Here is a 25957-nt window from a genome sequence, read left to right as displayed (position 1 = left end):
CAGGCTCTTAGTCCCTGCCGTGACCGGTGGTCAAACCGCGTGCTCAATGCCCGGCCGGCGCCTTCGCCGGCACCGCGGGCGCCCCCTCCCAGCGCGTATGCGCCGGCAGGTTCTCGCCCTTCATGATGACCGTGAGCAAGCCGATCTGGGCGTAGTCGCCGACATGGGTGTCGTAGAGCACGGTCGCGCCTGCGCCGACGCAGACGCCCTTGCCCAGCTTCACCCTGCCGACCTTCATCACCCGGTCCTCGTAGAGATGCGTCTGCAGCGCCGAATGGGCGTTCACCGTGCAGAAATCGCCGACCCTGATGCAGTCGAATTCGGTGATATCCGTCGAGTCAAGCCAGACGCCCTTGCCGTATTTCGCGCCGAACAGCGTCAGGAACCAGGGCAGGAACGGCGTGCCGCGCAGATAATCGAACAGCACCTTGCCGCCGAGGCCCCAGTACATGACGGCGACGGCCTCGGTGCGCATCGCCCACCACGACCACATCGGCTTCATCACCGGCTTGTAGGCGCCCATCATCAGCCATTTCACGGCGGCGCAGATCAGCGCCTGCACCACGGCGATCGCGACCGCGACCCCCATGAATGACAGCACGAGGCCGAGCCAGTCGCCCTCGTTGATCTTCTGCTGCAGCACCATGTCGACGGCGATGGTGCCGAAGGTGATGAACAGCATCGACGGGAAGGAGGTGTGCAGCGCCTCGAAGACGCCGCGCCCGAACTGCTTGCCGAAGGAGGGCTTGTAGGTCCAGTCCGCGCCGAGATCGACCTTCTGCCGCGTCGGCAGCTTGATCGGCGGCGAGCCGAACCAGGTGTCGCCGGGCTGCATGCGGTCATTGGCGGGGGGTTTCGACTTGATGCCGATCAGCACGCGGTCGGGAATGACGGCGCCCGGCGGCACCACCGCATCGTTGCCGATGAAGACCTGCTCGCCGGTGCGCGTCGAATCGAGGCGCATATAGCCGCGGCGCATGTCTTCGTCGCCGAAGACCACCTCGTCGGCGATGAAGTTGCCGGCGCCGATGCCGGTGAGGTCGTAGCGGCCGGAGAGATTGGTCGAGATCTCCGCCCCCTTGCCGATGCTGGCGCCCATCAGCCGGTACCAGGCCCGCATGTAGATGGTCGCGAAGAGCGAGGAGAGCGTCTCCAGCGTTACTTCCGTCGCCAGCGCTACCGTCCATTTGCGCGCGTAGAAGCCGGAATGGATCGAATAGGAGCCGGAGGTGACGCGCGGCAGGATCGCCCAGCGCAGCCCGGCCATCAGCAGCACGGTGAAGGCGATGAGCCCGATCGCCGTCGGCCAGGTCAGGATCGGCAGGAACCAGAGATAGCTGATCTCGGTCCAGCCGGCGATCCAGTAGTCGATCTTGTCGAACAGCCAGAAGGCCGGGAAGATCGGCAGCAGGCTGACCGGCGGCAGCACGATCAGCATCAGGATGTGGAAGGCCGTCATCAGCGTGCGCCGTGCGGGCGAAGCTTCCGCCTGCGGCGGCAGGGCGGCGAGATCGACCGTGCCGATCTTGCGCGCCGGGGTGCCGTCCCAGATCTCGCCTACCCCGACCTGGGCTCCGGGCGGGATCGCGGTCAGGTCGCCGATCTCGGCATGGTCGCCGATCGCCGAGCCGTGGCCGAGCACAACGGAAGCCCCGGCCGAGACGTCCTTGCCGATCTTGATGCGGCCGATGACGAGCTTGTCGCCGATCGCCTCGCCATTGGCGAAGGTGGTCTTGGAGCCGAAGCTCGTGCCCTCGCCGATCTCGATCAGGTCGATTGCGCCGGCCTCGTAATCGGAGATGATGACGTCGCGCCCGACCTTGGCGCCGAGCAGCCGCCAATAGAAGCGCATCACCGGCGTGCCCTGCAGCCATTTGATATGGACGAGCCCGGCGACGCGCGCCGCGAACCACCAGCGGAAGTAGTAGACGCCCCAGAGCGGATAGATTCCGGGCTTGGTCCGGCCGAGCACGAGCCATTTCAGCGCGATGGCGATGAGTCCGGTGACCAGGATGATCGCGATGTAGACGCCGAGCAGCGCGCCGATCTGGCCGAGCAGCGGCAGGTCCTCGCCGGACAGGATCATGTAGGTGACGAAGACGCCAAGCCATTGCGCCGTCGCGAGACCGATGATGACCGGCAGCACCACGGCCTGGGCCAGCCCGCAGAAGAAGCGGCGCAGGAATGGCGGCGGCGTGAAGGACAGGTCCTCGGTCGCGGCGATACCGCGCTCGTCGAGCAGTTCGGCCATCGCGCGCAACGTGCGTGCGCCGTAGACGTCCTGCAGCGTGATGCCGGCATAGGCCGGCGTTTCCCGCACGATCGAGATGAAGCGCGCCGCCAGCAGCGAATGGCCGCCGAGATCGACGAAGAAGTCCGCCTCCAGCGGCAGGCAGGCAGCGCCGAGCACGCGCCGGGCGGCGTCGAGCAATGCGGCTTCGGTGGCGTTGCGCGGCGGCTCCTGCTCGCCATCGGCGCTGGGCGCCGTCAGCGGCGCCGCCTTGAGCATCTTGCGGTCGACCTTGCCCGAGACCATGCGCGGCAGCGATCCGACCGCCTCGAAATGCGCCGGCACCATATAGGGCGGCAGCTTTTCGCGCAGCGCCGCGCGGAGTGCGCCCCCGTCGACGGCCACGCCCGGCTCGGCCACGACGAAGGCGACGAGCCGCTCGATGCCGTCATCGGTGCGCAGCACGACGGCGGCCTGCGCCACGCCGGGCTCATCGGCGAGCTTGGATTCGATCTCGCCGAGCTCGACGCGGAAGCCGCGGATCTTGATCTGGTCGTCGATGCGGCCGTGGAAGACGATGTTGCCGTTGTCATCGAGGCTGACCGCATCGCCGGAGCGGTAGAGCACCGGGTCGCCCTCTCCCGCCAGGCCGACGAAGGGGTTGGCGATGAACTTTTCGGCCGTCAGCTCCGGCCGGCCGTGATAGCCCTTGGCGACGCCCGGCCCGCCGATCAGCAACTCGCCCTGCTCGCCCGGCTGGACGAGGCGCAGCTCCTCGCTGACGACATAGGCGGTGTAGTTCGGGATCGGCTTGCCGATGGTGACGGTCTCGCCGGGGACGACCTCTGCGGCGGTCGCAACGACGGTCGCCTCGGTCGGCCCATAGGTGTTGAGGATGCGCCGGCCCGGCTTCGACCATTTCTGCACGATCGCCGGCGGCAGCGCCTCGCCGCCGAGCAGGATCAGCTTCAGCGAGGGCACGTCGGCAGGCAGGATGCCGAGCAGCGTCGGCACGGTGTCGATCACGGTGACGCCGGCCTCCTCGAGGATGGCGGGCAGCTTCTCCGCATCGCCCATCATCTCCGGCGAGGCGACGAACAGCGTCGCGCCGACGAGATAGGGCGTCCAGATCTCCTCCATCGAAAGGTCGAAGGCGACCGATGCGCCCTGGAAGACGACGTCGTCCGGCCCGATGCCGTAGAGCGCGTTACCCGAGCGCAGGAAATGGCAGATGTTGCGATGGCTGATGACGATCGCCTTCGGCGTGCCCGTCGAGCCGGAGGTGTAGATCAGATAGGCCGGATGGTCCTTGGTCAGCCCGGTGGGCCGTGCCGCAGGCTCGGTCCCGTCGGCATGCGCGGCCAGCCCCTCGGGCGACCAGACGGTCCGCTCGATCGCCTCCGCCCGACCGGCCCAGCCGGCGCAGGTGACGATGCCCTTGGCCGCCGCATCGTTCAGGCAGGTCGCGATGCGCTCGACAGGGGCCTCCGCATCGAAGGGCACCCAGGCCGCGCCTGCGCGCGTGATCGCGATCTGCGCGACGAGCAGGTCGATGCCGCGCGGCATCCACAGCCCGACCATGTCGCCGGGCCCGACGCCAGCAAGTTGCAGCCCGCGCGCCTGCCGACCGGCTTCCGCCCAGATTTCGGCATAGCCCAGGCGCCGCTCACGATCAACGAGGGCGGGATGATCAGGGCGAACGGCGACTGTCGCCGCGAAGATTTCGGCCAGCACCTCGTCACGGATCAGATCGGGGCGCTTCTCGCCCGCCATCATGGCAAGGGGATTAGCGCCGGTCGCGTCCGACGCCGCCGACAGCTTCGTCATATCGTTCATCGCGCCCCGTTGCGCTGAAAGGCCCGTCGCTGTCGCCGCGGCAAACCAAGCCTGCGGCAGCACGGTGCCCTACCACGCACCCTATGAAGAAAACCGGAATCGTCGCAACGCGCCGCGACATCCGCGTGAGCCCCCCGGCCGGGCGGGCCGCCGCTTCACGACGTTTTTGCTAGCACATTCCTCCTGCGGAATCACGCGTGAACCGGTGATGAATGCCATGCGGTTGCGGAGGCCGATCAGGGCGGATCAAAGCCAATCGGCCTTGTTGCCGGTGACGACGAGCAGCTTGCCCTGCCAGATCTCGACCATGGACGCCTCGCGCGGCGCCACCGCGCCGACCAGCGCCAGGACAGCGCGCGCCACCCCGCCATGGCTGACGATCACCGTCTCGCGCTGCAAGCCTTCGAGCACCGGCCGCACCCGCTCGGCCAGCATGCGGTAGCTTTCGCCGCCGGGCGGCACGAAGCCCCATTTGTCGCGCTCGCGCAGATGCGCCTGCTCGCGCTCGGCCTTGCGGATGTCGCGCCAGGTGAAGCCTTCCCACTCGCCGAAGGTCAGTTCCCGCAGCCGGTCGTCGATCGTGTAGGCGCCTGCCGGCAGGGCGAGCTCGCGCCGCAGGATATCCATCGTCTCGCGCGCCCGCAGCATGGGCGAGCCGATATAGTCGAGCCCGGCATAGGCCGGCTCCAGCGCCTTGAGGCGCCCGGCAGCCTCGGCCGCCTGTCTGCGACCGAGTTCGTTGAGCGGGATGTCCTGTCCGCCCTGCAGCCGGCCCTCGCGATTCCAGTCGGTCTCGCCATGGCGGACGAGGATGAGCCGGTGCGGAAGCGATAGCGGAACCATGTGGCGCTTCTGCACGCTGGCACCCGCACCGTCAAAGCCCGGAGCGGTGCTTCCTGCCCATGGCGACAATTGGCCGCTTTCTGTGGCCCAATCCACACGGCGTGTGTATAGCGCCCTTGCCCTGTCACTGGCGGACCCGCATGCCCCTCGCCCTCACCTTGCCCGACGGCCGCAGCTTGGCGCTCGATGCGCTGCCGCTCGTCATGGGCATCGTCAACGTCACGCCCGATTCCTTCTCGGATGGCGGCCTGCTCGCGAGCACCGAGGCTGCCGTGGCCCATGGCGAGCGCCTGGCCGCCGAGGGCGCGGCGATCGTCGACATCGGCGGCGAGTCGACCCGCCCCGGCCATGCCACCGTCGATGCCGCGACGGAACTGGCCCGCGTGCTGCCGGTGATCGCCGGGCTGAAGGCACGGACCGACACGCCCATCTCGATCGACAGCTACAAGGCCGAGGTGGCCGAGGCCGCGCTCGCCGCCGGCGCCGCGATCGTCAACGATGTCTGGGGCGCCCAGCGCGATCCGCGCATCGCCGAGGTCGCCGCCCGCGCCGGCGCGCCGATCATCCTGATGCACAACCGGGAGACGATCGACGCCTCGCTCGACATCTTCGACGACGTCAGGCGCTTCCTCGATCGCTCGATCGCCATCGCGACGCAGGCCGGCGTGCCCCGCGGCCAGATCGTCGTCGACCCCGGCATCGGCTTCGGCAAGACCATCAGCCAGAACCTCGAGCTGATCCGCCATCTCGACCGGCTGAGCGAGCTCGGCTGCCCGATCCTGCTCGGCGCCTCGCGCAAATCGACGCTCGGCCGCATCACGGGCCGGGAGATTCCGGCCGAACGGCTCGCCGCCAGCATCGCCGCCCACCTCTATGGCGTGAGCCGCGGCGCCGCCATCATCCGCGCCCATGACGTCGCGCCCCATATCGATGCGCTCAAGACCTGGGCCGCGATCGAGGACAGCATGAAGGTAGTCCCGTGAGCGAAACCGGCTCCATCCTGATCGAAAAGCTCGATATCTACGCCTATCATGGCTTCTTCTCGGAGGAGGAGCGCCTGGGCCAGCGCTTCGTGCTCGACATCCTGCTGGCCGTCGACATCCGCGCCTCCGCGATCAGCGACAAACTCGCCGACACCGTCGACTACGGTAACGTCGTCGCCGTCGCGATCGAGGCTTTCACGGCGCGGCGCTACAATCTGCTCGAGGCGGCGGCGCGCGCCGTGGCCTTTGCCATCCTTGAGCGCTTCCCGCCGGTCGGCCGGGTCGAGGTCACGCTGCGCAAGCCCGGCCCGCCGATCCCGGCGACGCTCGGCTCGGTCGGAATCAAGCTGGATTTCCGGCGTGAGGACTGAGGCCGCCCTCGCCTTCGGCGGCAATCTCGGCGATCCCGTCACAGCCTTCGCCTCCGCCCTGCGGAGCCTGCGCGGCCATTCCGCCGTCACGCTCGGGCGACTCTCATCCGTGTATCGCACGGCGCCCTGGGGCAAGACGGACCAGCCCGAATTCCTCAACATGGCAGCGCTCGTCGAAACCTCGCTCGCGCCCGCTGAGCTGCTCGCACTCTGCCTGGAGCTGGAGCGGGCCGGCGGACGCGAACGCCGCGAGCGCTGGGGGCCGCGCACCCTCGACATCGACATCCTGACTTATGGCGACGAACTCATCGACCAGCCCGGCCTGCAGATCCCCCATCCGCGCATCGCCGAGCGCGCCTTCGTGCTGGCGCCGCTGGCGGAGGTTCTGCCGCGACGAGTGATCGGAAGCGAGACGGTCGCCGGCCTGCTTGGGGCTCTCGCCGACGAAACGATCCGCCGCGACGATGCCGCGACGGACCGGTTGAGAGCGCTGCTTGCAACACCCCTGCCCTGACTCGCCCAGCGACCTCGGCTACTCTTCGTAGAGTTCGCGCAGAACAGCCAAGGCCCGGCTGAGAGTGGATGGTGGAGCCGCGCCCAGGCGTCGGATCAGTCTTTTCTTGTCGAGCGCCCTGCTCTGTTCGAGCAGGACTAGCCCGTCGATGCCCTGGAACGAGATCGGTACGCGAAAGCCCGCCGCCCGGCTTTTCGAGGTCATCGGCGCAACGATGACCGTACGAAGATGGTCATGAATCTCGGCAGGCGAGATGATGAGGCACGGTCGCGTCTTCTGGATCTCGCTGCCGATCGTCGGGTCCAGCGCCGCGAGCCAGATCTCGCCGCGCTTCACCATGCCAACTCGGTATCGTCCGCATTGCCGAATTCGGGCCAGGCCAACGCGTCGTCGCCCACCGCCGCGAGGCTTTGGGCATCTTGCGCCCAACCTGCACGGGCCTGCTCCTGCACGCGCTGGATGACGATGCGGCCCTGCTCCACCGTGAGCTCGACACCATCGCCTGCCTTCGCCCCGATTTCAGCCAGAAGGGGTTTTGGGATGACGACGCCGGCGGAATTTCCGAACTTCTTGACGGCGCTGCGCATGGCCTCCTCCAACGAGGAAAACAACATACGCACAACCGAACGCCGTTACAACAATGTTATAACAAAAACTGGCGTCACTCGCCCTTTTCGAGGCTGATGTCCGGCGCGGTCGGCACCTTCATGCCGACGACATGGTAGCCGGCGTCGACATGCAGGATTTCGCCGGTGATGCCGCGCGACATGTCGGAAACGAGGAAGACCGCGGTCTCCCCGACCTCCTCGATCGTGACCGTGCGGCGCAGCGGCGAGTTGTACTCGTTCCAGCGCAGGATATAGCGGAAATCGCCGATGCCGGAGGCGGCGAGCGTCTTGATCGGCCCGGCCGAGATGGCGTTGACGCGGATCTTCGAGGGGCCGAGATCGGCTGCAAGGTACTGCACGCTCGATTCGAGCGCGGCCTTGGCGATGCCCATGACGTTGTAGTGCGGCATCCACTTCTCGGCGCCATAATAGGTCAGCGTCAGCAGCGAGCCGCCATCGGTCATCAGCTTCTCGGCGCGCTGGGTGATGGCTGTGAAGGAATAGCAGGAGATCAACAGGGACTTGGAGAAGTTCGCCTCGCTGGTGTCCACATAGCGGCCGGTCAGCTCGTCCTTGTCGGAAAAGGCGATGCAATGAACGACGAAATCGAGCTTGCCCCAGAGCTTCTCGACCTCGGCGAAGACCGCATCGATCGTCGCTCCGTCGGTGACGTCGCAATGGCCGACGACATGGCCGCCGAGCTGCGTCGCCAGCGGCTCGACCCGCTTCTTCAGCGCATCGCCCTGATAGGTGAAGGCGAGTTCCGCGCCGGCATCGGCAGCCGCCTTGGCGATGCCCCAGGCGATGGAGCGATTGTTCGCGACGCCCATCACGAGCCCGCGCTTGCCCTTGAGGAGATTGGCGGTCGGCGAAACGGCGTTGGAATCAGGCATGGGAAACCCGCGAACTGAACGATGAAGGACGGTCTCTTAGAACAGTCGCGGGGAAGTGGGAACCGCTTTTGATGCCGGCCTCCACGGATGATTCGCGCATCCGGGCCCGATTGGCGGCACTTGTCCGCCGTTTCGCGCCAAAACCCAAAACGCGCCGGCTTAGTCGCCGCGCGCCTTCATCAGGGCCGTCAGCTCCGCATCTTCGGCCGGCATCTCGATGTCGATCGCGACGAACAGATCGCCGACCGCGCCCTTCTCGCCCTTGAGCCCCTTGCCGCGCAGGCGGAACTGCTTGGCGCTGCCCGTCATCGGCGGGATGGTCATCTCCACCGCCCCCGTCAGCGTCGGCACATGCAGCGGCCCGCCGAGAACCGCCTTGGCGAGCGGCACCGCGACGCGGGTGCGCAGGTCCTTGCCGTCGATCGTGAAGCGCGGGTCCGGCTTGACCTTGATCGTCATCATCACGTCGCCGGCCTCGCCGGAGAACGGGTCGGTCTGGCCGAGCCCACGCAGGCGCATCACCTTGCCGTCGCTGACGCCTTCGGGAATCGTGATCTCGACCTCGCGCCCGCCGGGCAGCTTGACTCGGCGCGTCCCGCCAGTCGCGGCCTGGACCAGCGTGACCTCGAGCGTGAAGCTCTGCTCCGGTGGCTTCTGCGGCTCGGGCTTGCCGCGGGCGCGCCGGCTCGCCTCGCCAAACAGCGAGGAGAAGATGTCAGACGCGTCGAAGCCGGCATCGCCGCCGCTGCCGCCGGCACTGCCCCGGCCGAAGGGCGCGCCGCCCTGGCCGAAATTGAACTCGAAGCCGCCGCTGCGCCCGCCCCTGCCGGCGCCCATGCCCTCGAAACCCTGGAATTTCGGCTTGCCCTCGGCGTCGATCTCGCCGCGGTCGAACTGCTTGCGCTTGGTCTCGTCGCCGACGATCTCATAGGCGGTGTTGAGCTCGGAGAAGCGGTCCTGCGCCTTCGGATCCTCCCGATTGCGGTCCGGGTGCAGCTCCTTGGCGCGGCGGCGGAAGGCTTTCTTGATTTCCGCATCGCTCGCGCCGCGGGCGACGCCCAGAACCTGATAGGGATCGCGCATCCAAAACCTCGTTTCCACGCAAAGTCGGACAGCCGGCGTCAACCGCGCCAGCTACCCGCTTCGCTCTATCTGGGTATGGTGTGGCGCGAGCGCAACACCCTTCAAGCGCCCTTCTGCACCCGCCGTCAAGGCGAGGCAAGCGATAGCTGGGCGGTCAGCCCAGGTCCTTCCAGGGGCCGACATCCTTCACCGCCCATTCGCCGCCGGAGGGGCGGCAGGCCGTTCCCTGCAGCTTGACCGGCCGGGTCTGCGTCTGGACGCTGGCGATGAAGGCGCGGCAGATCTCATCCGAGCGCAGGAACGGCCCGCCGACCGGCACGAAGGAGCCCTTGATGCCGTTCTGGGGATTGTCCCAGGAGACGGCGGCGCCATTGCCCTGCGGATCGAGCGCAACGCCCATCGCGCCATCGGCGCGGCGCATGTCTTCCGGCCCGAGCTCTGACGAAAGGCTGGCCAATGCGGCAGGCCTGTTGCCGCCTCGCGCGGGCAGGATGGCGGACGTCGTCGCCACCTCGTCCTCGCTCTTGCTCGACAGGCCGAGGATCGGGAACGACACCGAGCAGCCGGCAGAGAGCAGCGCCAGCGCCATGGCGGCAACCAGCGGGCGCATGGGGGCTGCGCAATCAGGAAGGCTTTGGAACGCCTCGGCCCCTGCCCTATATAAACCAGCCGTCCGAAACCGGATCACTTCGCGCTCGCCCAAACGCCCACACTCCACTGACCGAGGATTAGAACGTGCAACCGTTAACGAGCGGTGACTTCACCGAGGAAAACGAGCCTTTCGCGTTGTTCCAGAAGTGGTTGGACGAGGCGGCGAAATCCGAGCCGAACGACCCGACCGGCATGGCGCTCTCCACCGTCGATGCCGAGGGCCTGCCCAACAGCCGCATGGTTCTGCTGAAGGGCCACGGACCCGACGGATTCGTCTTCTACACCAACACTGAGAGCCAGAAGGGCCAGGAACTGCTCGGCCAGCCCAAGGCCGCCGCGCTGTTCCACTGGAAGAGCCTGCGCCGGCAGGTCCGCATCCGTGGCACGGTCGCCCTCGTCACCGACGCCGAATCCGACGCCTATTTCCAGTCGCGCCCGCGCGACAGCCGCATCGGCGCCTGGGCTTCGCAGCAATCGCGCCCGCTCGAGAGCCGTTTCGCGCTGGAGAAGGCGGTGGCGAGCTACACGGTCAAGTTCGGCCTCGGCGAGATTCCGCGCCCACCCTATTGGCGTGGCTTTCGCATCACCCCGGTCTATATCGAGTTCTGGCGCGACGGCGCCTTCCGCCTGCACGATCGCGTCGTCTTCCGTCGCGACACGGCCGGCGAGCCGTGGACCAAGACGCGCTTCTACCCTTAAGGACTCCAGCTCCATGGCGATGCCGACGTTCGATTTTCCGAAGACCGAGGCTGGCAAGCGCCCGGTCATGCTGCTGACCGGGGCGAGCCGCGGCATCGGCCATGCCACGGTGATGCAGTTCGCCATGGCGGGCTGGCGCATCCTGTCCTGCTCGCGTCAGGCCTTTTCCGAGAAATGTCCTTGGCCCTCGGGCGCCGACGATCACATCCAGATCGATCTCGGCGACCCCGAGGACACGATGCGCGGCATCGCCGAGATCAAGAAGCGCTTGGCCGCCGAGGGCGGCAAGCTCAACGCCCTCGTCAACAATGCCGGCATCTCGCCGAAGGGGCCGAAAGGCGAGCGCCTGGGCGCCGCGACGACCTCTTTCAACGACTGGCACAAGGTCTTCCAAGTCAATTTCTTCGCGCCGATCATGCTCGCGCGCGGCCTGCTCGACGAGCTGACCACGGCGAAGGGCGCCATCGTCAACGTCACCTCGATCGCCGGCTCGCGCGTCCACCCCTTCGCCGGCGCGGCCTACGCCACCTCAAAGGCCGCTCTCGCCAGCTTGACCCGCGAGATGGCCGCCGATTTCGGGCCCCTCGGCATCCGCGTGAACTCGATCTCGCCGGGCGAGATCGACACCGCCATCCTCTCGCCGGGCACCGAGAAGATCGTCGCGACCCTGCCGATGAAGCGGCTCGGCAAGACCGACGAGGTCGCCAAGGCGATCTATTTCCTCTGCACGGACTCTTCGAGCTACGTCACCGGCTCGGAACTGCACATCAACGGCGGGCAGCACGTTTGACGCAGGGCGCAGCAGCATGACCGCCGAAGGCGGGCAGGTCATCCGCTTTCCGGCCGCCGGCCGCGCGGCGGCAAGACCGGTTCTGGCAGCCTCTGTCGCGGTCTTCCGCGACGGCAAGGTGCTGCTGGCGACCCGCACCAAACCGCCGGCCGACCAGCTCTGGTCCCTGCCCGGCGGCAAGGTCGAGGCCGGCGAGACGCTCGAGGAGGCCGCGCTGCGCGAGCTGGAGGAGGAGGTTGGCGTCACCGCCCGCATCCTCGGCTTCAACCGCCATGTCGAGATCTTCGGCCGCGATGCGAAAGGCGAGGTGACGCATCATTTCGTGGTCGCCTCCTTCGTCGGCGCATGGCTCTCCGGCGAGCCGCGGCCGGGACCCGAAGCCGGCGCCGTCATGTGGGCCGATCCGCTCAAGCTCGGCGGTCTCGCCACGACCCGCGAGCTCGGCGATGTGCTGCGCCGTGCGCACGACATCTTTGCGGCCAGTGGTGCGGCATGAGGCGCGCGGCGCCCGCCCTCGCCGTTCTGGCCGCCCTGCTGATGCTGGCGCCCGTGGCCACGGATGCCCAGCAACGCACGCAACCGGCGGCCAAGCCCCCGGCTTCCAAGCCCGCCGAGCAGCCCGCCCCCGAACCGACCGGCCCGCCCTACGAGCCGCAGCTGCTTCAGCTGGCCGAGATCATGGGGTCGCTCGCCTATCTGCGCACGCTCTGCGGCGGCAAGGAGGCGCAGGACTGGCGCGCCCGGATGACCGCGCTCGTCGAAGCCGAAGGCCGGACGCCGCAGCGGCGCGAGCGCCTGACCACCGCCTTCAACCGTGGCTTCCGGGCCTATTCGCTGACGCATCGTTCCTGTACCGAGGCGAGCCAGGAAGCCTCCGCGCGCCTGGCGAGCGAAGGCGAGGCGCTGTCGCGTGCGCTCGCCGGCCGCTATGGCGGATAGGCAACAGCTGTGGCCCGAATGCGATCTTCGGTGGAATTCTCCCGGTCGCATTAACCTTTCTTAAACGCCGCGGTAGCGTGCCGCTCTGGCACGGCCTATGACTTGAGCATCGCCCAACCGTCGCGATCCGGGGCACAACCGGCGCGTTTCGCATCAGATAAAGGCTGAAGAGTCCAATTTCGATGCCAATCCAGCCCGAAGACACGATGCTCGACCCGAATCTCGCCGACGATCACGGCGATGCCCGCCGCGTCGCCTATGGCTATGTCGAGGACGCCTTCGCCGAAGGGCAGCAGGACGGGCTCGATTCGGACGCCATGGCCCACGCCGCGCTTTTCGCCGCGCTGCGCACGCTGGTCGAGACCTATGGCGAGGAGGCGACCGCCGTCTTCACCGAGGCCCTGCCGGAAAAGGTGCGCTGCGGCGCCTTCACCAGCGGCACGCGCCACTAGAACTTGCCGGGTTTTGACGGAACCACGCCGTCATTCCGGGGCTTCGCGTCAGCGAAGAGCCCGGAACCCATGAACACGGAGTTAGACGAGAACACCCGTCGGATCGGCCCATTTTTGGGCCGTGGTGTTCATGGGTTCCGGGCTCGGGCCTGTGGCCCGCCCCGGAATGACGGCGTGGTTCCGTGTAAAATCAACGCACTCTAATCGGCGGCACTCCGCGCCGTCGCGGCGCGCTCTTCCAGCAGCACCCGCTCCTTGACGTTCCCGGTCAGCGCGACGGCCTGATCGAACGCCTCGGCCGCTTCCCGATGTCGTCCGAGCTTGGACAACAGGTCGCCGCGCACGCTCGGCAGGAGATGGTAGCGCTTCAGCGCCGGCTCGGCGTCGAGCGTCTCGACAATCTCCAGCCCCGCAGCAGGCCCCTCCGCCATGCTGACCGCCACGGCCCGGTTCAATTCGACGATCGGTGACGGCGCGACGCGCCCGAGCACCCCGTAGAGCGCCGCGATCCGGCCCCAGTCGGTCTCCTCGGGCGTCCGGGCCCGTGCGTGGCAGGCAGCCAGTGCAGCCTGCAGCAAGTAGGGCCCCGGTGCATTTCCGGCGAGCCGCTGCGCCCGTTCCAGCGCGGCGAGTCCGCGCCCGATCAGGAGCCGGTCCCAGCGCGCGCGGTTCTGGTCGAGCAGCAGGATCGGCTCGCCGCGCGGGCCGACGCGAGCGCGCAATCGCGACGCCTGCAGTTCCATCAGCGCGACGAGGCCATGCACCTCCGGCTCCTGCGGCGCCCGCGCCGCCAGGATGCGCCCGAGCCGGAGCGCCTCCTCGCACAGCGCCGGCCGGACCCAATCCTGACCGGCGGTCGCGGCATAGCCCTCGTTGAAGATCAGGTAGACCACCTCCAGCACCGAGGCGAGCCGCTCTCCGAGTTCGGCTCCGCCCGGCACTTCATAGGGAATCTTGGCATCGCTCAGTGTCTTCTTGGCGCGCACGATGCGCTGCGCCATCGTCGGCGCCGGGACCAGGAAGGCCCGCGCGATCTCCTCGGTCGTCAGCCCGCCGATAAGCCTCAGCGTCAGCGCCAGCCGCGCCTCCTTCGAGAGCACCGGATGGCAGGCGGTGAAGATCAGCCGGAGCAGATCGTCGCCGACCTCGTCGTCGAGTGCCGCATCGAGATCGGGCATCGCCGCGCCATCGCTTTCGATGTCGTGGCCCAACTCCTCCTGCTTGCGGCGGGCCATCATCTCGTGGCGGGCGGCGTCGAGCGCACGGTGCTTGGCGACCTGCATCAGCCAGGCCGCCGGATTGCGCGGCACGCCTTCTTCGGGCCACTGCTTCAGCGCGGCGACCAGCGCATCCTGCGCCAATTCCTCGGCGCGGCCGACATCGCGGGTCAGCCGCGCGAGCCCCGCGATCAGCTTCGGCGCCTCCATGCGCCAGACCGTCTCGACGGTTCGGTGTGCATCGCTTGCCGACATGGGGAGCGATACACACCATCAGCACCTCGGCTGGCAAGCGGCTCGGGCCCGATCGTTCAGCCCTGACCGACCTCGGCTTTGAGGCGATCCCAGGCCGCCGCGGCTTCAGGCGTGACCACCTCGCCGAAATCCGCCAGTTCGAAGAGCGGCCGGATCTCGATCTCGGACGGGCCAGGCATCGGATTGGGGCAGCGCTTGACCCAGGCGATCGCCTCGTCAAGCGAAGCGCATTCCCAGAGCCAGTAGCCCGCCACCAGCTCCTTGGTCTCGGTGAACGGCCCGTCGACGACGGAGCGCTTGCTGCCGTCGAACTGCACGCGCGCGCCCTTGGAACTCGGCTGCAGGCCATCGCCGCCCTTCATGATGCCGGCTTTCACCAGCTCCTCGTTATAGGCCATCATCGCCTCGAGCAGCTCCCGCGTCGGCGGCGCGCCGGCTTCGCTGTCCTTGGTCGCCTTGACCATCACCATGAAACGCATCTGTCTTCTCCTTTGGGCGGAGGCACGGGAGGCATGGTCCCGCAGCTTCCAGAGGTATGGATGTCGAGGGTTGTGCCGATCAGCCGGCGCGCTTCGCCGCCTCGGCACGGAGGCGATCTTCCTGCTCGCGCAGCTCCGGCGTCAGCGCCTCGCCGAAATCCTCCATCTCGAAGACGGGGCGCAGCTCGATCTCCGTGCCGCCGTCGAAGGGCGCGCGCTTCAACCACTCCACCGCCTCGGCGAAGGATTTGACCTGCCAGAGCCAGAAACCGCAGAGCAGTTCCTTGGTCTCGGCAAAAGGCCCGTCCGTGATCGTCCGCTCCGAACCGGAAAAGCGCATCCGCAACCCCTTCGAGGTCGGGTGCAGCCCCTCGCCCGCCAGCATGATGCCCGCCTTCACCAGTTCCTCGTTATAGGCCCCCATCTTGGTGAGGATGTCCTCGCTCGGCATGATGCCGGCTTCGCTGTCCTTGTCGGCCTTGACTAGAACCATCACGCGCATCGGTGTCTCCTTGGTTTTCAGCTTCGGGAGGCAGGCCGGCAACGTTCACCGCCACCGTCGAAACCCGCTCTCTGACATCACGTCGAACGGGCCGCGCCCGGATCGACAGGCCTGAGGAAATATTTTTGCTAGGCTTTGCTCGCCATGCGCTCGCGGCGCGCAAGCTCTGCCCGGCTCGGCTCCGCCTGTGCGAAGGAACCCGTCCTGATCGCGCCGGCGCGCCGGTAGCTCGCGATCACCACGCCTGTCGATGAGACCTTGCTGTCGACCAGCTCGAACGCCGCAGGCAGGGAACCCTCGTCGAACATCCGCTTGCCCCGGCCGAGTACGATCGGGAAGATCAGCAGGGTGATCTCGTCGATCAGGTCATGCTTGAGCAGCGAATGGATGAGCACGCTGCTGCCCTGGATCAACAGCATCGGCCCGTCCTGCTGCTTCAGCCGGGCTAGATCGGCGGGCACGTCGTGCAGGGCCACCGAATTCTGCCAGCTCAGCGGCTCCCTCGACGAGGTCACGACATATTTGGTGGTGCTGTTGAAAGCCTTGGCGATGGGATGGTCCTCCCCCGCATAAGGCCAGTAGGCGGCGAAGATGTCGTAGGTCGTGCGGCCGAGCAGGAGGTCGAAGGGCTGATCGAAGAGCTTGCCGATATGCTGACCCGTGACGTCGTCCGAATAAGGAAAGACCCAACCGCCGAACTCGAAACCGCCGGTCGGGTCCTCCTCGGGCCCACCCGGCGCCTGCATCACGCCGTCGAGCGACAGGAAGGTCGATGCAACGATCTTTCTCATCTCGGTTCTCCTATCCGGGGAGATCGGCAATCGCGGACCGCTCCGCCCTCACTGCCGCTTCCCTGCCGACGCGTCGAACGAGCATCGACCAGATCGACAAATGCGCGACGATTTCCATCATCCTGCGCCGCGCTTTCGCCTCATGGGTTCGAGCATGCGCGCCAGGCCGCCCGGATCGCAGCGACGGAGGCGCCGATGTCCTGCGCCGTGGTCGCCCAGCCGATGATCGAGATGCGCATGACCCACTGACCGCGCCAGCGCGCTCCCCCGGCAAAGCAGGTCCCATCGGCCTGCACGCGCGCAATCACCGCCCGGGTCAGCGCATCGGCCTCCTCGACAGGCCTGTCGGCGCCGAACCGGACTAGGACCTGATTCAGGAAGACCTCGTTCAGGATCGCGATGCCGGCCTCGTTCCGCAGGCCGTCCGCCATCTGGCGCGCCAGCCGGCAATGCCGCTCGACCATCTCCACGATGCCCTCGCGGCCGAGATGGCGGATCATCGCCCAGGTCGCGAAGCCGCGCGCGCGTCGCGACAGCTCCGGCACGAAATGACTCGGGTCGCGCTCGCCCTCTGCGGTCTCCGGCAGGTAGCTCGCGCTCGCCGTCATCGCCTTGCGATGGGCGCGGGCATCGCGAACGATCGCATAGCCGCTGTCATAGGGCGTCTGCAGCCATTTATGCCCATCGGTCGCCCAGGAATCGGCCTGCTCTGCGCCCTCTGCCAAGCCGGCCAGCGACGGGCAGGCGCGCGCCCACAATCCGAAGGCGCCATCGACATGCACCCAGGCCCCGCGCGCATGCGCAAGCGCGATCAGCTCCGCGAAAGGGTCGAAGGCGCCGGTGTTGAGCTGCCCGGCCTGTAGCACCACGATGGTCGGCCCTTCGCAGCCGGCGATGGCAGCAGTGAAGCCCTCGACCGTCACGCGTCCCATCTCGTCGGTCGGCACGCGGATGACGCGATCATGGCCGAGCCCCAGCACCTGCAGCGCGGCGAACACGGTCGTATGGGCATCGTCGCCGATCACGACATGGATCGGCGGCGCGCCGAACAGGCCGTCGGTCTCGACGTCCCAGCCGGCCCGCTGCAGCACCGCACTTCGCGCCGCGGCCAGGCAGACGAGATTGGCGACCGTCGCGCCAGTGACGAAACCGACCGAACAATCTGCGGGAAGCCCCAGGAGATCGAGCAGCCATGATGCAGCAACGCTTTCGGCCGCTGCGGCTGCCGGCGCTGCCTGGTGGTTGCCGGCATTCTGGCCCCAGGCGCTGGTCAGCCAGTCGGCGGCGACGCCGACGGGGTGCGATGCGCCGATGACCCAGCCGAAGAAGCGCGGCCCGGTCGTCGCGTGCAATCCGGCCGCGGCCTTGTCCACGAGATCGGCGATCACCGCATCGGCAGCAAGCCCGGTCTCGGGAGTCTCCTCCGCGAAGACCTCGACCATCTCGCGATAATCGCGCAGTGGCCGTTGCGGGCCGTCACCGATCGCGCCACGGAAAGCCGCCGCGCGCCCGGCGACTTCGTGGAACAGAGCCGCGAGATCCAGATCCCGTTCTGCCATGGTCGCCCCCTGAAAGAGGAGGGCCGACCTTAGGATATCGAGCTGGCGGTTGCGAGCCGCTCAGGCGCCGCGCGGCAGCGCCTCCAGGAAGCGCGCCGGCTCGCCCTGCGACGGGTTCGTCAGCTCGCCCTCCCACATCACCTTGAGGCCGCGCACGAAGGTGCCGACCGGCCAGCCGGTGACGGTGACGCCGTCATAGGGCGTCCAGCCGCATTTCGAGGCGCTCCAGTCGTTGGTGATCGTCTCTCGGCGCTTGAGATCGACGATGGTGAAGTCGGCATCGTAGCCGACCGCGATGCGCCCCTTGCCCTCCAGCCCGAAGATGCGCTGCGGGCCGGCGCTGCTGAGGTCGACGAAGCGCTCCAACGAGAGGCGCCCGGCATTCACATGGTCGAGCATGATCGGCACCAGCGTCTGCACGCCCGGCATGCCGGAATGGCTCGCCGGATAGGCATGGTGCTTCTCCTCATGCGTATGCGGCGCGTGATCGGAACCGAGCACGTCGACGATGCCCTGCTCCACGCCCCACCAGATGCGCTGGCGATGGCTGTCGTCGCGGATCGGCGGGTTCATCTGGGCGTAGGTGCCGAGCCGCTCGTAGCAATCCGGCGCGACCAGCGTCAGATGGTTCGGCAGCACCTCGACGGTCGCGACATCCTTGTGGTCCTTGAGGAAGATCATCTCGTCCCCGGTCGAGATGTGCAGGATATGCACGCGCGCCCCGGTCTCGCGCGCAATGCGCACCAGCCGCTTGGTGCAGGTCAGCGCCACCTCCAGCGAGCGCCAGACCGGATGGCTCGACGGGTCGCCCTCGACGCGCAAGCCCATGCGCTCGCGCAGCATCGTCTCGTCCTCGGAGTGGAAGGCCGCGCGCCGGCGCGTCCGCTTCAGGATCTCGGCGACGCCCTTGTCATCCTCAACCAGCAGGTCGCCGGTGGACGAGCCCATGAACACCTTGATGCCGGCCGCGCCCGGCAGCCGCTCCAGCTCCGGCACGTCGGCGGCATTCTCATGCGTGCCGCCGACCCAGAACGCGAAATCGCAGTGCATGCGGTGGCGGCCGCGCCTGATCTTGTCTGCCAGAGCCTCCGGCGTCGTCGTCTGCGGGATCGTGTTCGGCATCTCGAAGACGCAGGTCACGCCACCGAGCGCCGCGGCGCGCGAACCGGTCTCGAGATCCTCCTTGTGGTCGAGCCCTGGCTCGCGGAAATGCACCTGGCTGTCGATCACGCCGGGCAGGATGTGGAGGCCCGTGCAATCGACCGTCTCGCCGGCCGAAGCCCGCGAGAGATCGCCGAGCACCACGATCTTGCCACCGGTGATGCCGATGTCGCGGCTGGTGCGGCCATCCTGGTTCACCACGGTGCCGCCCTTGAGGATGACGTCGTAGGTCTGCGGCATGGCTTGTCTCCGGGGCAGTTGAGCAAAGGGCGGATGCGGCCTACCTATCCACAGACTCGCCGTCCCGGAAGCGGAAACAGCTTTCGGGTGGCGCAATGATCGCTCTCGGCTGACGAGCCTCGGCACGGAATTCAGAACTGGAACGGCTGCCCATGTCCGCAACCCGATTGATCGACCGTGGCGTCATCCGCGTCAGCGGCGAGGATGCCCGCGATTTCCTGCAGAACCTCGTGACCAACGATCTCGATCCGGTCACGCCGGGCCGGGCCGGCTATGGCGCGCTGCTGACACCGCAGGGCAAGATCATCTGCGATTTCTTCATCCTCGCGTTGTCGCCGGAAGACGGCGGCGGCTTCCTGCTCGACACCCCGCTGCTCCAGACCGCAGACCTGATGAAACGCCTGAAGCTCTATAAGCTGCGCGCCAAGGTTGTGCTGGAAGACCTGACCGAGAAGAGCGCGATCCTCGTCTCGGCTGACGGCGCCCCGCTGCCTGTGGAGGCCGGCTTCGTCTATGACGACCCGCGCCTGCCCGCCCTCGGCCAGCGTGCCATCGCCGATGCCGAAGGGATCGAGGCGCTCGTGATGGCCGAGCCGGATGCCTATCACACCCGCCGCATCACGCTCGGAATCCCCGCCGGCGGCCGTGATTTCCCCTATGGCGACACCTTCCCGCACGAGGCGCTGCTCGACCAACTCGGCGGCGTCTCCTTCAAGAAGGGCTGCTATATCGGCCAGGAAGTGGTCTCCCGCATGCAGCATCGCGGCACCGCCCGCACCCGCGTCGTGCCGGTCGTCTTCGACGAAGGCATCGCCACCGAGACTGGCGCCGAGGCGACCGCCGGCGGCAAGCCGCTCGGCACCATCGGCTCGGGCACCGATGGCCGGGCGCTCGCCATGCTCCGCCTCGACAGGCTGGCCGACGCGCTCGCCGCCGGCACGGCACCGCTCGGCGGCGGCCTCGCCTTCCATCTCGCGGAGAAGCCCACCTTCATCCGTTTCCCCTTCCCCGGCGAGCCGGGCTTCGGAGCCGCCGCAGGGGTCGCCCTATGAGCCAGGCCAATGCCTTGAGCGAGGCCAAGCCTTCGAGCGAGGAACGCATCGCGATCGAGGGGGCGGACGGCAAGTTCCGCTGCCGCTGGCCGGGCACGGACCCGCTCTACCTCGCCTATCACGACACCGAATGGGGCGTGCCGGAATATGATTCCCGCGCGCTCTGGGAGAAGCTGATCCTCGACGGCTTCCAGGCCGGCCTGTCCTGGATCACCATCCTGCGCAAGCGCGATGCCTTCCGCGCCGGCTTCGCCGGTTTCGAGCCCGAGACCGTCGCCCGCTTCACCGAGGCCGATGTACAGCGCCTGCTTGCCGATCCCGGCATCATCCGCCACCGCGGCAAGATCGAGGGCACGATCAAGAGCGCCCAGGCTTATCTAAAGCTCAGCGAACGCGAGCCCTTCGCCGATTTCCTCTGGAAGCACCTCGACGGGCGCGTGCTGCAGAACGGCTTCCGCGCCCAAGGAGAAGTCCCGACCCAGACAAAGCTGTCCGAGGCGATCTCGAAGGAGCTCAAGAAGGCCGGCTTCACCTTCTGCGGCCCGACCATCGTCTACGCCTTCATGGAGGCGTGCGGGCTGGTCAACGACCACCTGACCGGCTGCTTCCGCTATACCGAATGCGCGGCGCTCGCCCGCGAAAGCCGTGCGGCATGATGATGGGGGACGGCTCCCTCTCAGCCCTCATCCTGAGAAGCCGCGAAGCGGCGTCTCATGGAGCCCTCGCCAGGATAAAAGCTCGTGAGGCGGGCTCTGCGGTGGCAGGTTTCTGACATGGCCCGCAAGCCCGAACCGCCGCGCGCCTGGCAGCGCATGCTCTCGGGCCGACGGCTCGATCTGCTCGATCCCTCTCCGCTCGACATCGAGATCGAGGACATCGCCCATGGCCTTGCCCGCGTCGCGCGCTGGAACGGCCAGACGCATGGAGCGCATTCTTTTTCGGTCGCGCAGCATTGCCTCCTGGTCGAGGCGATCGCCGGCCACCTCAACCCGGATTGGAGCAATGCCTGGCGCCTGATGGCGCTGCTGCACGATGCGCCGGAATATGTGATCGGCGACATGATCTCGCCGTTCAAGGTGGTGATGGGCGATGCCTACAAAAGCGTGGAGCTGCGCCTGCTCGCGGCCATCCACCTGCGCTTCGGCCTGCCCGCGACGACGCCAGTGGTCCAGAAGCGCAAGACGAAGGAAGCCGACACGATCGCCGCCTTCTTCGAAGCCACGCGGCTCGCAGGCTTCGCCCGCGAGGAGGCGCTGAAATTCTTCGGCCGGCCGCAGGCGCTGCCTGCCGAAATCCTTGCCTGGCTCGATCCGCTCGACACCGAGACGGCGCAGGCGCGCTTCCTGGCGCGCTTCGCCGAACTCGGCAGCGGGCTCAATGCGTCAGACGCACCGCGCTGATCTCATTGGCGATCGTCCTGAAGACGGGATCGAGCTGCGAGGCGCTCGTCACCTCGTAGTACATCTCCGGCTTGCTGGCGCATTCCTTCAGTAGCGCGGCATCGCCGTCGATCACGCGGATCGTGTAGAGATTGATGCCCGCGGACTTGGCATTCGCGCAGGCCAACCTGGTGCGATCATCGATAGCGTTGCCGGACTTCGTGAAGCGGTTTTCCGTATTGTCGCCATCGGTCAGCAGGATCATGTACTTCTTGAGCCGCGGCTCGGTCGTGGGCTTCGCTTCGGTAAAGGGCGCGCTCTGCGACAAGGTCGCCCAACCCCATACAGCACCGATCGTGACGTTCGTGTTGCCGACGGGGGTCATGGTGTCGATGCGCGCTTCCAGAGCCGTCCAGTCGGAAGACAGGGGCATGATCTCGGCCAGCGAAGACTGGCTGCACCAATAGGCCGGGTACTGCTGGGCGATCGCCGAATACGACCCGCCATCGGTCGTGTCATAGTTCTGGTCGCGATCGGTAATGCAACCCTGGCTTGACTGCGACCAAGTCGATTTCGTCATCGTCTCGGTGTCACAAACCTGAACCCACTTGTTGTTCTTCCACTCATCGCGGCAATTGACCTGCCGCGTCAGGCCATAGCGCATCCACTGCTCGTCCTTGAAGGACCGCGCGATACGAACCTGTGTGTTGAACGGGACAATCGAGACACGAATCTGATCCGTCTCGATCGCGGCGTCCTTCATGATCTTGAGGAGACTCTTCGCGGCCGTCTTCAGGTTGGTCATCTTGCTCGAGTTGGACATGGAGCCGGTATTGTCCAGCGCCAGCGCGAGCTCGATCTTGTTGGTTCCCCAGGTCGACTGGCTGTCGCTGGCGACCGCGATGTATTGAGGGCCGAGCACACGGCCGATCGTCGTCGGCACATTGGAGTTCGCCGAGATCTTGATCGTCCGCGCGGTGCGGTCGATCACCACCGTCGCGCCTGCGAACTCGCTCTTCGCGCTTGCCGGGAGATTGTCGCGGATCCAGAGATCGACGCGCTCCTTGAGTTGCCCATCGGTCAGCTTCTGGGCATCGCGCGCCGCCATCAGCGAAGCGGAATCGATTGCCGAACTGAGGGCCTGGCGGGCGTTGCTGGCGCGCGAATAGTCGACGGTGATGCCGAGGATACCGACCAGCGGGAGCGTCAGGAATCCGGCCATGACCAGCACGTTGCCACGCTGGTCGCGGCGGAACCGCCGCATCATCTCGGAAAGGAAAGCGACCTTGAACATATCATCTCATCCTGGGCCGGATTGCCGCATTCAGCCGGATAAGCGTTGAGGCTCGGAACTTACGAATTGCTAAAACCGATTCATGGAACTCGCCCCTATCTGCACATTTTGAGAGGAAACAATGTGCCGTTGCGTCATCTGCCGATCTGAGTAAACCGCTCGGCAACCATTGGTTGCATTTATCGGTGTCTTTCACGCAACGATCATTTATTCCTGCATGGAACAAGTCATCGTCATTTTTTCTGCATTTCGAAAAGAAACGTTTCGCGGAACAATGCCCTGACGTGATCGGAGGAGCAGCCATGTCGGACACCCCCACCCTCTCCCTGCCGCAAGGTGTCGTCATCAAGGGCACCGTGCGGTCGCGCTTCGACGAGATTCTCACGCCCGAGGCGCTCGCCTTCGTCGCGGACCTGCATCGCCGTTTCAACGAAACGCGCAAACGCCTGCTCAGCCTGCGGGCCGAACGGCAGAAGCGCTTCGATGCCGGCGAGACGCCGGACTTCCTGGCTGAAACAAAGCATATCCGCGAGGGCGACTGGACCGTCGCGCCGATCCCGGCAGACCTGCTCGACCGCCGCGTCGAGATCACCGGCCCGGTCGATCGCAAGATGATCGTCAACGCGCTGAATTCCGGCGCCAAGGTTTTCATGGCCGATTTCGAGGATGCCTCCTCGCCGGTCTGGGCCAACATGGTCGAAGGCCAGCTCAACCTTCGGGATCGCTGGGCGGGCAAGATCGACTTCACCGATCCCACGAACGGCAAGGACTACAAGCTCGGCGCCAAGCCCGCCGTCCTCATCATCCGCCCGCGCGGCTGGCATCTGCCGGAGCGCCATATCGAGATCGACGACGAGGAGGCTTCCGGTTCCCTGGTCGATTTCGGGCTCTATGTCTTCCACAACGCCAAGGCCGCGTTGGCCGCCGGCTCCGGCCCGTATTTCTACCTGCCGAAGCTGGAAAGCCATCTCGAGGCCCGGCTCTGGAACGACGTCTTCGTCGCGGCACAGAGCGCGCTCGGACTGAAGAACGGCACGATCAAGGCGACCGTCCTGATCGAGACGCTGCCGGCGGCCTTCGAGATGGACGAGATCCTCTACGAACTGCGCGAGCATATGGCCGGCCTGAACTGCGGCCGCTGGGACTACATCTTCTCCTTCATCAAGAAGCTCGCCCGCAACAAGGCCTATGTCCTGCCCGACCGTTCCCAGGTCGTGATGTCCCAGGCCTTTCTGCGCGCCTATTCGCTGCTGCTGATCAAGACCTGCCACAGGCGCGGCGCCTTCGCGATGGGCGGCATGGCGGCGCAGATCCCGGTCAAGAACAACCCCGAGGCCAATGCCGCCGCCTTCGCCAAGGTCAAGGCCGACAAGGAGCGCGAGGCTGGCAACGGCCATGACGGCACCTGGGTCGCCCATCCCGACCTCGTCCCGGTCGCGATGGAGGTGTTCGACCGGCTGATGCCGCAGGCCAACCAGCTCGGCAACAAGCGCGACGACGTCGATATCGGCACGAAGGACCTGCTGGAGGTTCATCAGGGCACCCGCACCGACGAAGGCTTCCGCGAGAATATCCGCGTCGGCGTGCAGTATATCGAGGCTTGGCTGCGCGGCCGCGGCGCCGTGCCGATCTACAACATGATGGAGGACGCCGCGACCGCCGAGATCAGCCGCGCCCAGATCTGGCAGTTCGTCCAGTACGGGGTCGCGCTCGAAGGCGGAGTGACGGCCGACGCCGCCCTGTTCAAGCGCTGCCTGTCCGAGGAGATGGAGCGCGTGAAGGGCGAGCTCGGTGCCGAGAACTACGCCAAGGGCCGCTTCCCGGAGGCGATCGCGCTGTTCGAGACGCTATCGCTCGCACCGAACTTCGAGGACTTCCTCACCGTCCCGGCCTACGCCAAGCTGGGCTGAAGCCGGGTCCGGTCAGTCGATCGAGGGCGCCGCTGCCAAGCGGCGCCCTTTTTCTTTCGCACTGGTCAGCGCAGATGCCACCAGACCCGGCCGCCGATGATAACGGCGAGCAGGACGACCGACCCGAAGAGATGCAACAGATCGGTTTTCCACCCGCCGGCGGAAGAATGCCGGACACTGTTGTAGATCGCCTCGCGACGCCGGCGATAGGTTCCGATCATCACCATTGAAGCCTCCATCTGATCGCTTCGGCGCCTCGGCGCCTCGTCTTTGGTGGTTCAGGCCCGGCGGGGCCTTGCCGGCGCGCCGGCCTGCGCGGCCGCCATCGCGGTGCCGGCGAGCGGACGCGGCAGGTCCTCGATCGCCTCTCGAACGAGGGCAGCGAGTTCCGGGCGCGCGGGAGCGAGCGGAGCGCGGCAAGCCGCGCCCACCTCGGGATGCAGCATCGACAAGGCGAGCTTGACGAGGACCGGATCGGGCTCCCGGGCGAGCAGATCGAGCAGCGGGACTAGGCGTCGCTGCAGGATCTGCGCCTGCCCGTAGAACTCGGAGCGCGCGGCACTCTCCAGCCGCGCCAGCCAGTGCGGTGCGAGATTGCCGACGCTGGTGATGGCCCCGCACCCTCCCGCGAGCAGATAGGACGGGATGGTTTCGGCCGCGCCGGTCAGCCGCATGAAGCGGCGGTCGCGCAGGCGGGCGATCCGGTCGCAGCGGACGAGATCCCCACGCCGCTCGAGGATGCCGACGATGTTCGCGGCCCCTTCCAGCCCCTCCAGCGTCTCCGGCGCAATCTCGACGCCGCAGCGATCCGGGTCGTTGTCGAGGATGATTTCGAGCCCGGTCGCCTTCGCGGCGGCCAGAGCGTGGGCGGCGAGGCCTGCCTGCGTCGGCCGGTTGTAGTAGGGCATGCGCAGCAGCAGGGCCGAGGCGCCCGCCCGCTCGGCAGCAGCGATCTCCGCGACTGTCTCGGCCGTGGCATAGCTCCCGACAGCGGCGATCACCGGGAAATGCTTGCCGGCGATGTGGCGGGCGGCGGCGCAGAGCTCAAGGCGCTCGGTCGCGCTCAGCGTCGGGCTTTCGCCCGTCGCGGTTCCGATCACGACGCCATCGGCGCCCTGCGCGATCTGCCAGTGAATGAGGCGTTCCAGCGCGCCATGGTCGATCGCGTCCTCGTCGAACGGCGTGACCAGCGCGGTGAACATGCCATGAAGCCAGTGGTTCATGAC

The 25957-nt window shown here is 67.1% G+C and carries 28 protein-coding genes; 12 read left to right on the top strand and 16 right to left on the bottom strand.

The features are described from left to right. Positions 1–43 precede the first annotated feature (43 nt). Entirely contained in the window at positions 44–4066 is a 4023-nt protein-coding gene (locus AC2FAN_RS25755) for a Pls/PosA family non-ribosomal peptide synthetase (protein WP_485176867.1), read from the bottom strand. Positions 4067–4312: 246 nt separating this feature from the next. Then, positions 4313–4909, bottom strand: a complete 597-nt coding sequence (locus AC2FAN_RS25750) for a histidine phosphatase family protein (protein WP_485176866.1) — start codon at positions 4907–4909, stop codon at positions 4313–4315. A 140-nt stretch (positions 4910–5049) separates the two neighbouring features. On the opposite strand from AC2FAN_RS25750, the gene folP reads away from it, so the two are divergent. The 3 genes from folP to folK are packed head-to-tail and all read left to right on the top strand — an operon-like array spanning position 5050 to position 6777. Further along, positions 5050–5892 (top strand): dihydropteroate synthase, encoded by an 843-nt coding sequence (folP, locus tag AC2FAN_RS25745; protein ID WP_485176865.1) that lies wholly within the window; start codon positions 5050–5052, stop codon positions 5890–5892. Then, positions 5889–6263 carry a dihydroneopterin aldolase gene (folB, locus tag AC2FAN_RS25740; RefSeq protein WP_265054722.1) on the top strand — a complete coding sequence of 125 codons (375 nt, stop codon included), beginning with the start codon at positions 5889–5891 and terminating at the stop codon, positions 6261–6263. Before folP ends, folB begins: the two co-directional genes overlap by 4 nt. Then, on the top strand, positions 6253–6777 hold the full coding sequence (gene folK / locus AC2FAN_RS25735; RefSeq protein ID WP_485176864.1) for a 2-amino-4-hydroxy-6-hydroxymethyldihydropteridine diphosphokinase: 525 nt from the start codon (positions 6253–6255) through the stop codon (positions 6775–6777). The genes folB and folK overlap by 11 nt, the downstream gene beginning before the upstream one ends. 18 nt (positions 6778–6795) lie before the next feature. On the opposite strand, the gene AC2FAN_RS25730 is transcribed toward folK, so the two are convergent. The 5 genes from AC2FAN_RS25730 to AC2FAN_RS25710 all read right to left on the bottom strand — a co-directional run bounded on the left by AC2FAN_RS25730 (position 6796) and on the right by AC2FAN_RS25710 (position 9971). Further along, complete coding sequence (locus AC2FAN_RS25730; protein ID WP_265054724.1) at positions 6796–7116, bottom strand: type II toxin-antitoxin system PemK/MazF family toxin; 321 nt, start codon at positions 7114–7116, stop codon at positions 6796–6798. After that, positions 7110–7364, bottom strand: a complete 255-nt coding sequence (locus AC2FAN_RS25725) for an AbrB/MazE/SpoVT family DNA-binding domain-containing protein (protein ID WP_265054725.1) — start codon at positions 7362–7364, stop codon at positions 7110–7112. Before AC2FAN_RS25725 ends, AC2FAN_RS25730 begins: the two co-directional genes overlap by 7 nt. 74 nt (positions 7365–7438) lie before the next feature. After that, positions 7439–8278, bottom strand: coding sequence for an enoyl-ACP reductase FabI (gene fabI, locus AC2FAN_RS25720; RefSeq protein ID WP_265054726.1), 840 nt, complete (start codon positions 8276–8278; stop codon positions 7439–7441). A gap of 159 nt (positions 8279–8437) precedes the next feature. Beyond that, the gene (locus AC2FAN_RS25715; protein ID WP_265054727.1) at positions 8438–9361 is read right to left on the bottom strand and encodes a DnaJ C-terminal domain-containing protein; all 924 of its coding nucleotides are present in this window, start codon (positions 9359–9361) and stop codon (positions 8438–8440) included. Positions 9362–9515: 154 nt separating this feature from the next. Continuing rightward, positions 9516–9971 (bottom strand): RT0821/Lpp0805 family surface protein, encoded by a 456-nt coding sequence (locus tag AC2FAN_RS25710; protein WP_265054728.1) that lies wholly within the window; start codon positions 9969–9971, stop codon positions 9516–9518. A gap of 125 nt (positions 9972–10096) precedes the next feature. On the opposite strand from AC2FAN_RS25710, the gene pdxH reads away from it, so the two are divergent. From pdxH to AC2FAN_RS25685, 5 genes are all read left to right on the top strand, one after another. Next, positions 10097–10711 carry a pyridoxamine 5'-phosphate oxidase gene (gene pdxH, locus AC2FAN_RS25705; RefSeq protein ID WP_485176863.1) on the top strand — a complete coding sequence of 205 codons (615 nt, stop codon included), beginning with the start codon at positions 10097–10099 and terminating at the stop codon, positions 10709–10711. Positions 10712–10724: 13 nt separating this feature from the next. Further along, on the top strand, positions 10725–11501 hold the full coding sequence (locus tag AC2FAN_RS25700; RefSeq protein WP_442865015.1) for an SDR family NAD(P)-dependent oxidoreductase: 777 nt from the start codon (positions 10725–10727) through the stop codon (positions 11499–11501). Positions 11502–11517: 16 nt separating this feature from the next. Then, a complete protein-coding gene (locus AC2FAN_RS25695) occupies positions 11518–11997 on the top strand; it encodes an NUDIX hydrolase (RefSeq protein WP_485176861.1) in 480 nt (159 codons plus the stop codon). Continuing rightward, complete coding sequence (locus AC2FAN_RS25690) at positions 11994–12440, top strand: TIGR02301 family protein (protein ID WP_265054731.1); 447 nt, start codon at positions 11994–11996, stop codon at positions 12438–12440. Before AC2FAN_RS25695 ends, AC2FAN_RS25690 begins: the two co-directional genes overlap by 4 nt. A 182-nt stretch (positions 12441–12622) precedes the next feature. After that, positions 12623–12892: a hypothetical protein gene (locus AC2FAN_RS25685; RefSeq protein WP_265054732.1), complete on the top strand. Its 270-nt coding sequence runs from the start codon at positions 12623–12625 to the stop codon at positions 12890–12892. Positions 12893–13092: 200 nt separating this feature from the next. Here the strand turns inward: AC2FAN_RS25685 and AC2FAN_RS25680 are convergent, their stop codons facing one another. The 6 genes from AC2FAN_RS25680 to AC2FAN_RS25655 all read right to left on the bottom strand — a co-directional run bounded on the left by AC2FAN_RS25680 (position 13093) and on the right by AC2FAN_RS25655 (position 19096). Further along, a complete protein-coding gene (locus tag AC2FAN_RS25680) occupies positions 13093–14364 on the bottom strand; it encodes an RNA polymerase sigma factor (RefSeq protein WP_485176859.1) in 1272 nt (423 codons plus the stop codon). Between the two features lie 56 nt (positions 14365–14420). Beyond that, the gene (locus AC2FAN_RS25675) at positions 14421–14843 is read right to left on the bottom strand and encodes a YciI family protein (RefSeq protein WP_485176858.1); all 423 of its coding nucleotides are present in this window, start codon (positions 14841–14843) and stop codon (positions 14421–14423) included. A gap of 79 nt (positions 14844–14922) precedes the next feature. Then, positions 14923–15345, bottom strand: a complete 423-nt coding sequence (locus AC2FAN_RS25670; protein WP_485176857.1) for a YciI family protein — start codon at positions 15343–15345, stop codon at positions 14923–14925. Positions 15346–15473: 128 nt separating this feature from the next. After that, on the bottom strand, positions 15474–16136 hold the full coding sequence (locus AC2FAN_RS25665) for a dihydrofolate reductase family protein (protein ID WP_485176856.1): 663 nt from the start codon (positions 16134–16136) through the stop codon (positions 15474–15476). 140 nt (positions 16137–16276) lie between these two features. Beyond that, positions 16277–17695, bottom strand: coding sequence for a pyridoxal phosphate-dependent decarboxylase family protein (locus AC2FAN_RS25660; RefSeq protein WP_485176855.1), 1419 nt, complete (start codon positions 17693–17695; stop codon positions 16277–16279). A 60-nt stretch (positions 17696–17755) separates the two neighbouring features. Beyond that, a complete protein-coding gene (locus AC2FAN_RS25655; RefSeq protein ID WP_485176854.1) occupies positions 17756–19096 on the bottom strand; it encodes a dihydroorotase in 1341 nt (446 codons plus the stop codon). 152 nt (positions 19097–19248) lie between these two features. Between AC2FAN_RS25655 and ygfZ the strand changes: the two genes are divergently transcribed. The 3 genes from ygfZ (at position 19249) to AC2FAN_RS25640 (ending at position 21548) form a co-directional block, all read left to right on the top strand. Continuing rightward, entirely contained in the window at positions 19249–20148 is a 900-nt protein-coding gene (gene ygfZ, locus AC2FAN_RS25650; RefSeq protein ID WP_485176853.1) for a CAF17-like 4Fe-4S cluster assembly/insertion protein YgfZ, read from the top strand. After that, a complete protein-coding gene (locus tag AC2FAN_RS25645) occupies positions 20145–20804 on the top strand; it encodes a DNA-3-methyladenine glycosylase I (RefSeq protein ID WP_265054740.1) in 660 nt (219 codons plus the stop codon). The genes ygfZ and AC2FAN_RS25645 overlap by 4 nt, the downstream gene beginning before the upstream one ends. 117 nt (positions 20805–20921) lie before the next feature. Then, positions 20922–21548, top strand: coding sequence for a YfbR-like 5'-deoxynucleotidase (locus AC2FAN_RS25640; RefSeq protein ID WP_485176852.1), 627 nt, complete (start codon positions 20922–20924; stop codon positions 21546–21548). Here AC2FAN_RS25640 and AC2FAN_RS25635 read toward each other — a convergent pair. Beyond that, positions 21523–22821 (bottom strand): pilus assembly protein, encoded by a 1299-nt coding sequence (locus AC2FAN_RS25635; RefSeq protein ID WP_265054742.1) that lies wholly within the window; start codon positions 22819–22821, stop codon positions 21523–21525. The two genes, AC2FAN_RS25640 and AC2FAN_RS25635, sit on opposite strands and share 26 nt — an antisense overlap. Positions 22822–23123: 302 nt before the next feature. Here AC2FAN_RS25635 and aceB point away from each other — a divergent pair, with 302 nt between their 5' ends. Further along, complete coding sequence (gene aceB, locus AC2FAN_RS25630) at positions 23124–24731, top strand: malate synthase A (protein ID WP_485176851.1); 1608 nt, start codon at positions 23124–23126, stop codon at positions 24729–24731. A 65-nt stretch (positions 24732–24796) separates the two neighbouring features. On the opposite strand, the gene AC2FAN_RS25625 is transcribed toward aceB, so the two are convergent. Together AC2FAN_RS25625 and AC2FAN_RS25620 are read right to left on the bottom strand one after the other, a co-directional pair. After that, positions 24797–24958, bottom strand: a complete 162-nt coding sequence (locus tag AC2FAN_RS25625) for a hypothetical protein (RefSeq protein ID WP_265054744.1) — start codon at positions 24956–24958, stop codon at positions 24797–24799. Between the two features lie 51 nt (positions 24959–25009). Continuing rightward, on the bottom strand, positions 25010–25954 hold the full coding sequence (locus tag AC2FAN_RS25620) for a dihydrodipicolinate synthase family protein (RefSeq protein ID WP_485176850.1): 945 nt from the start codon (positions 25952–25954) through the stop codon (positions 25010–25012). Positions 25955–25957 lie beyond the last annotated feature (3 nt).

The organism is Allobosea sp. RIT-PG3_2, from assembly GCF_057321085.1.
This window is presented reverse-complemented; position numbering and strand designations above follow the sequence as displayed.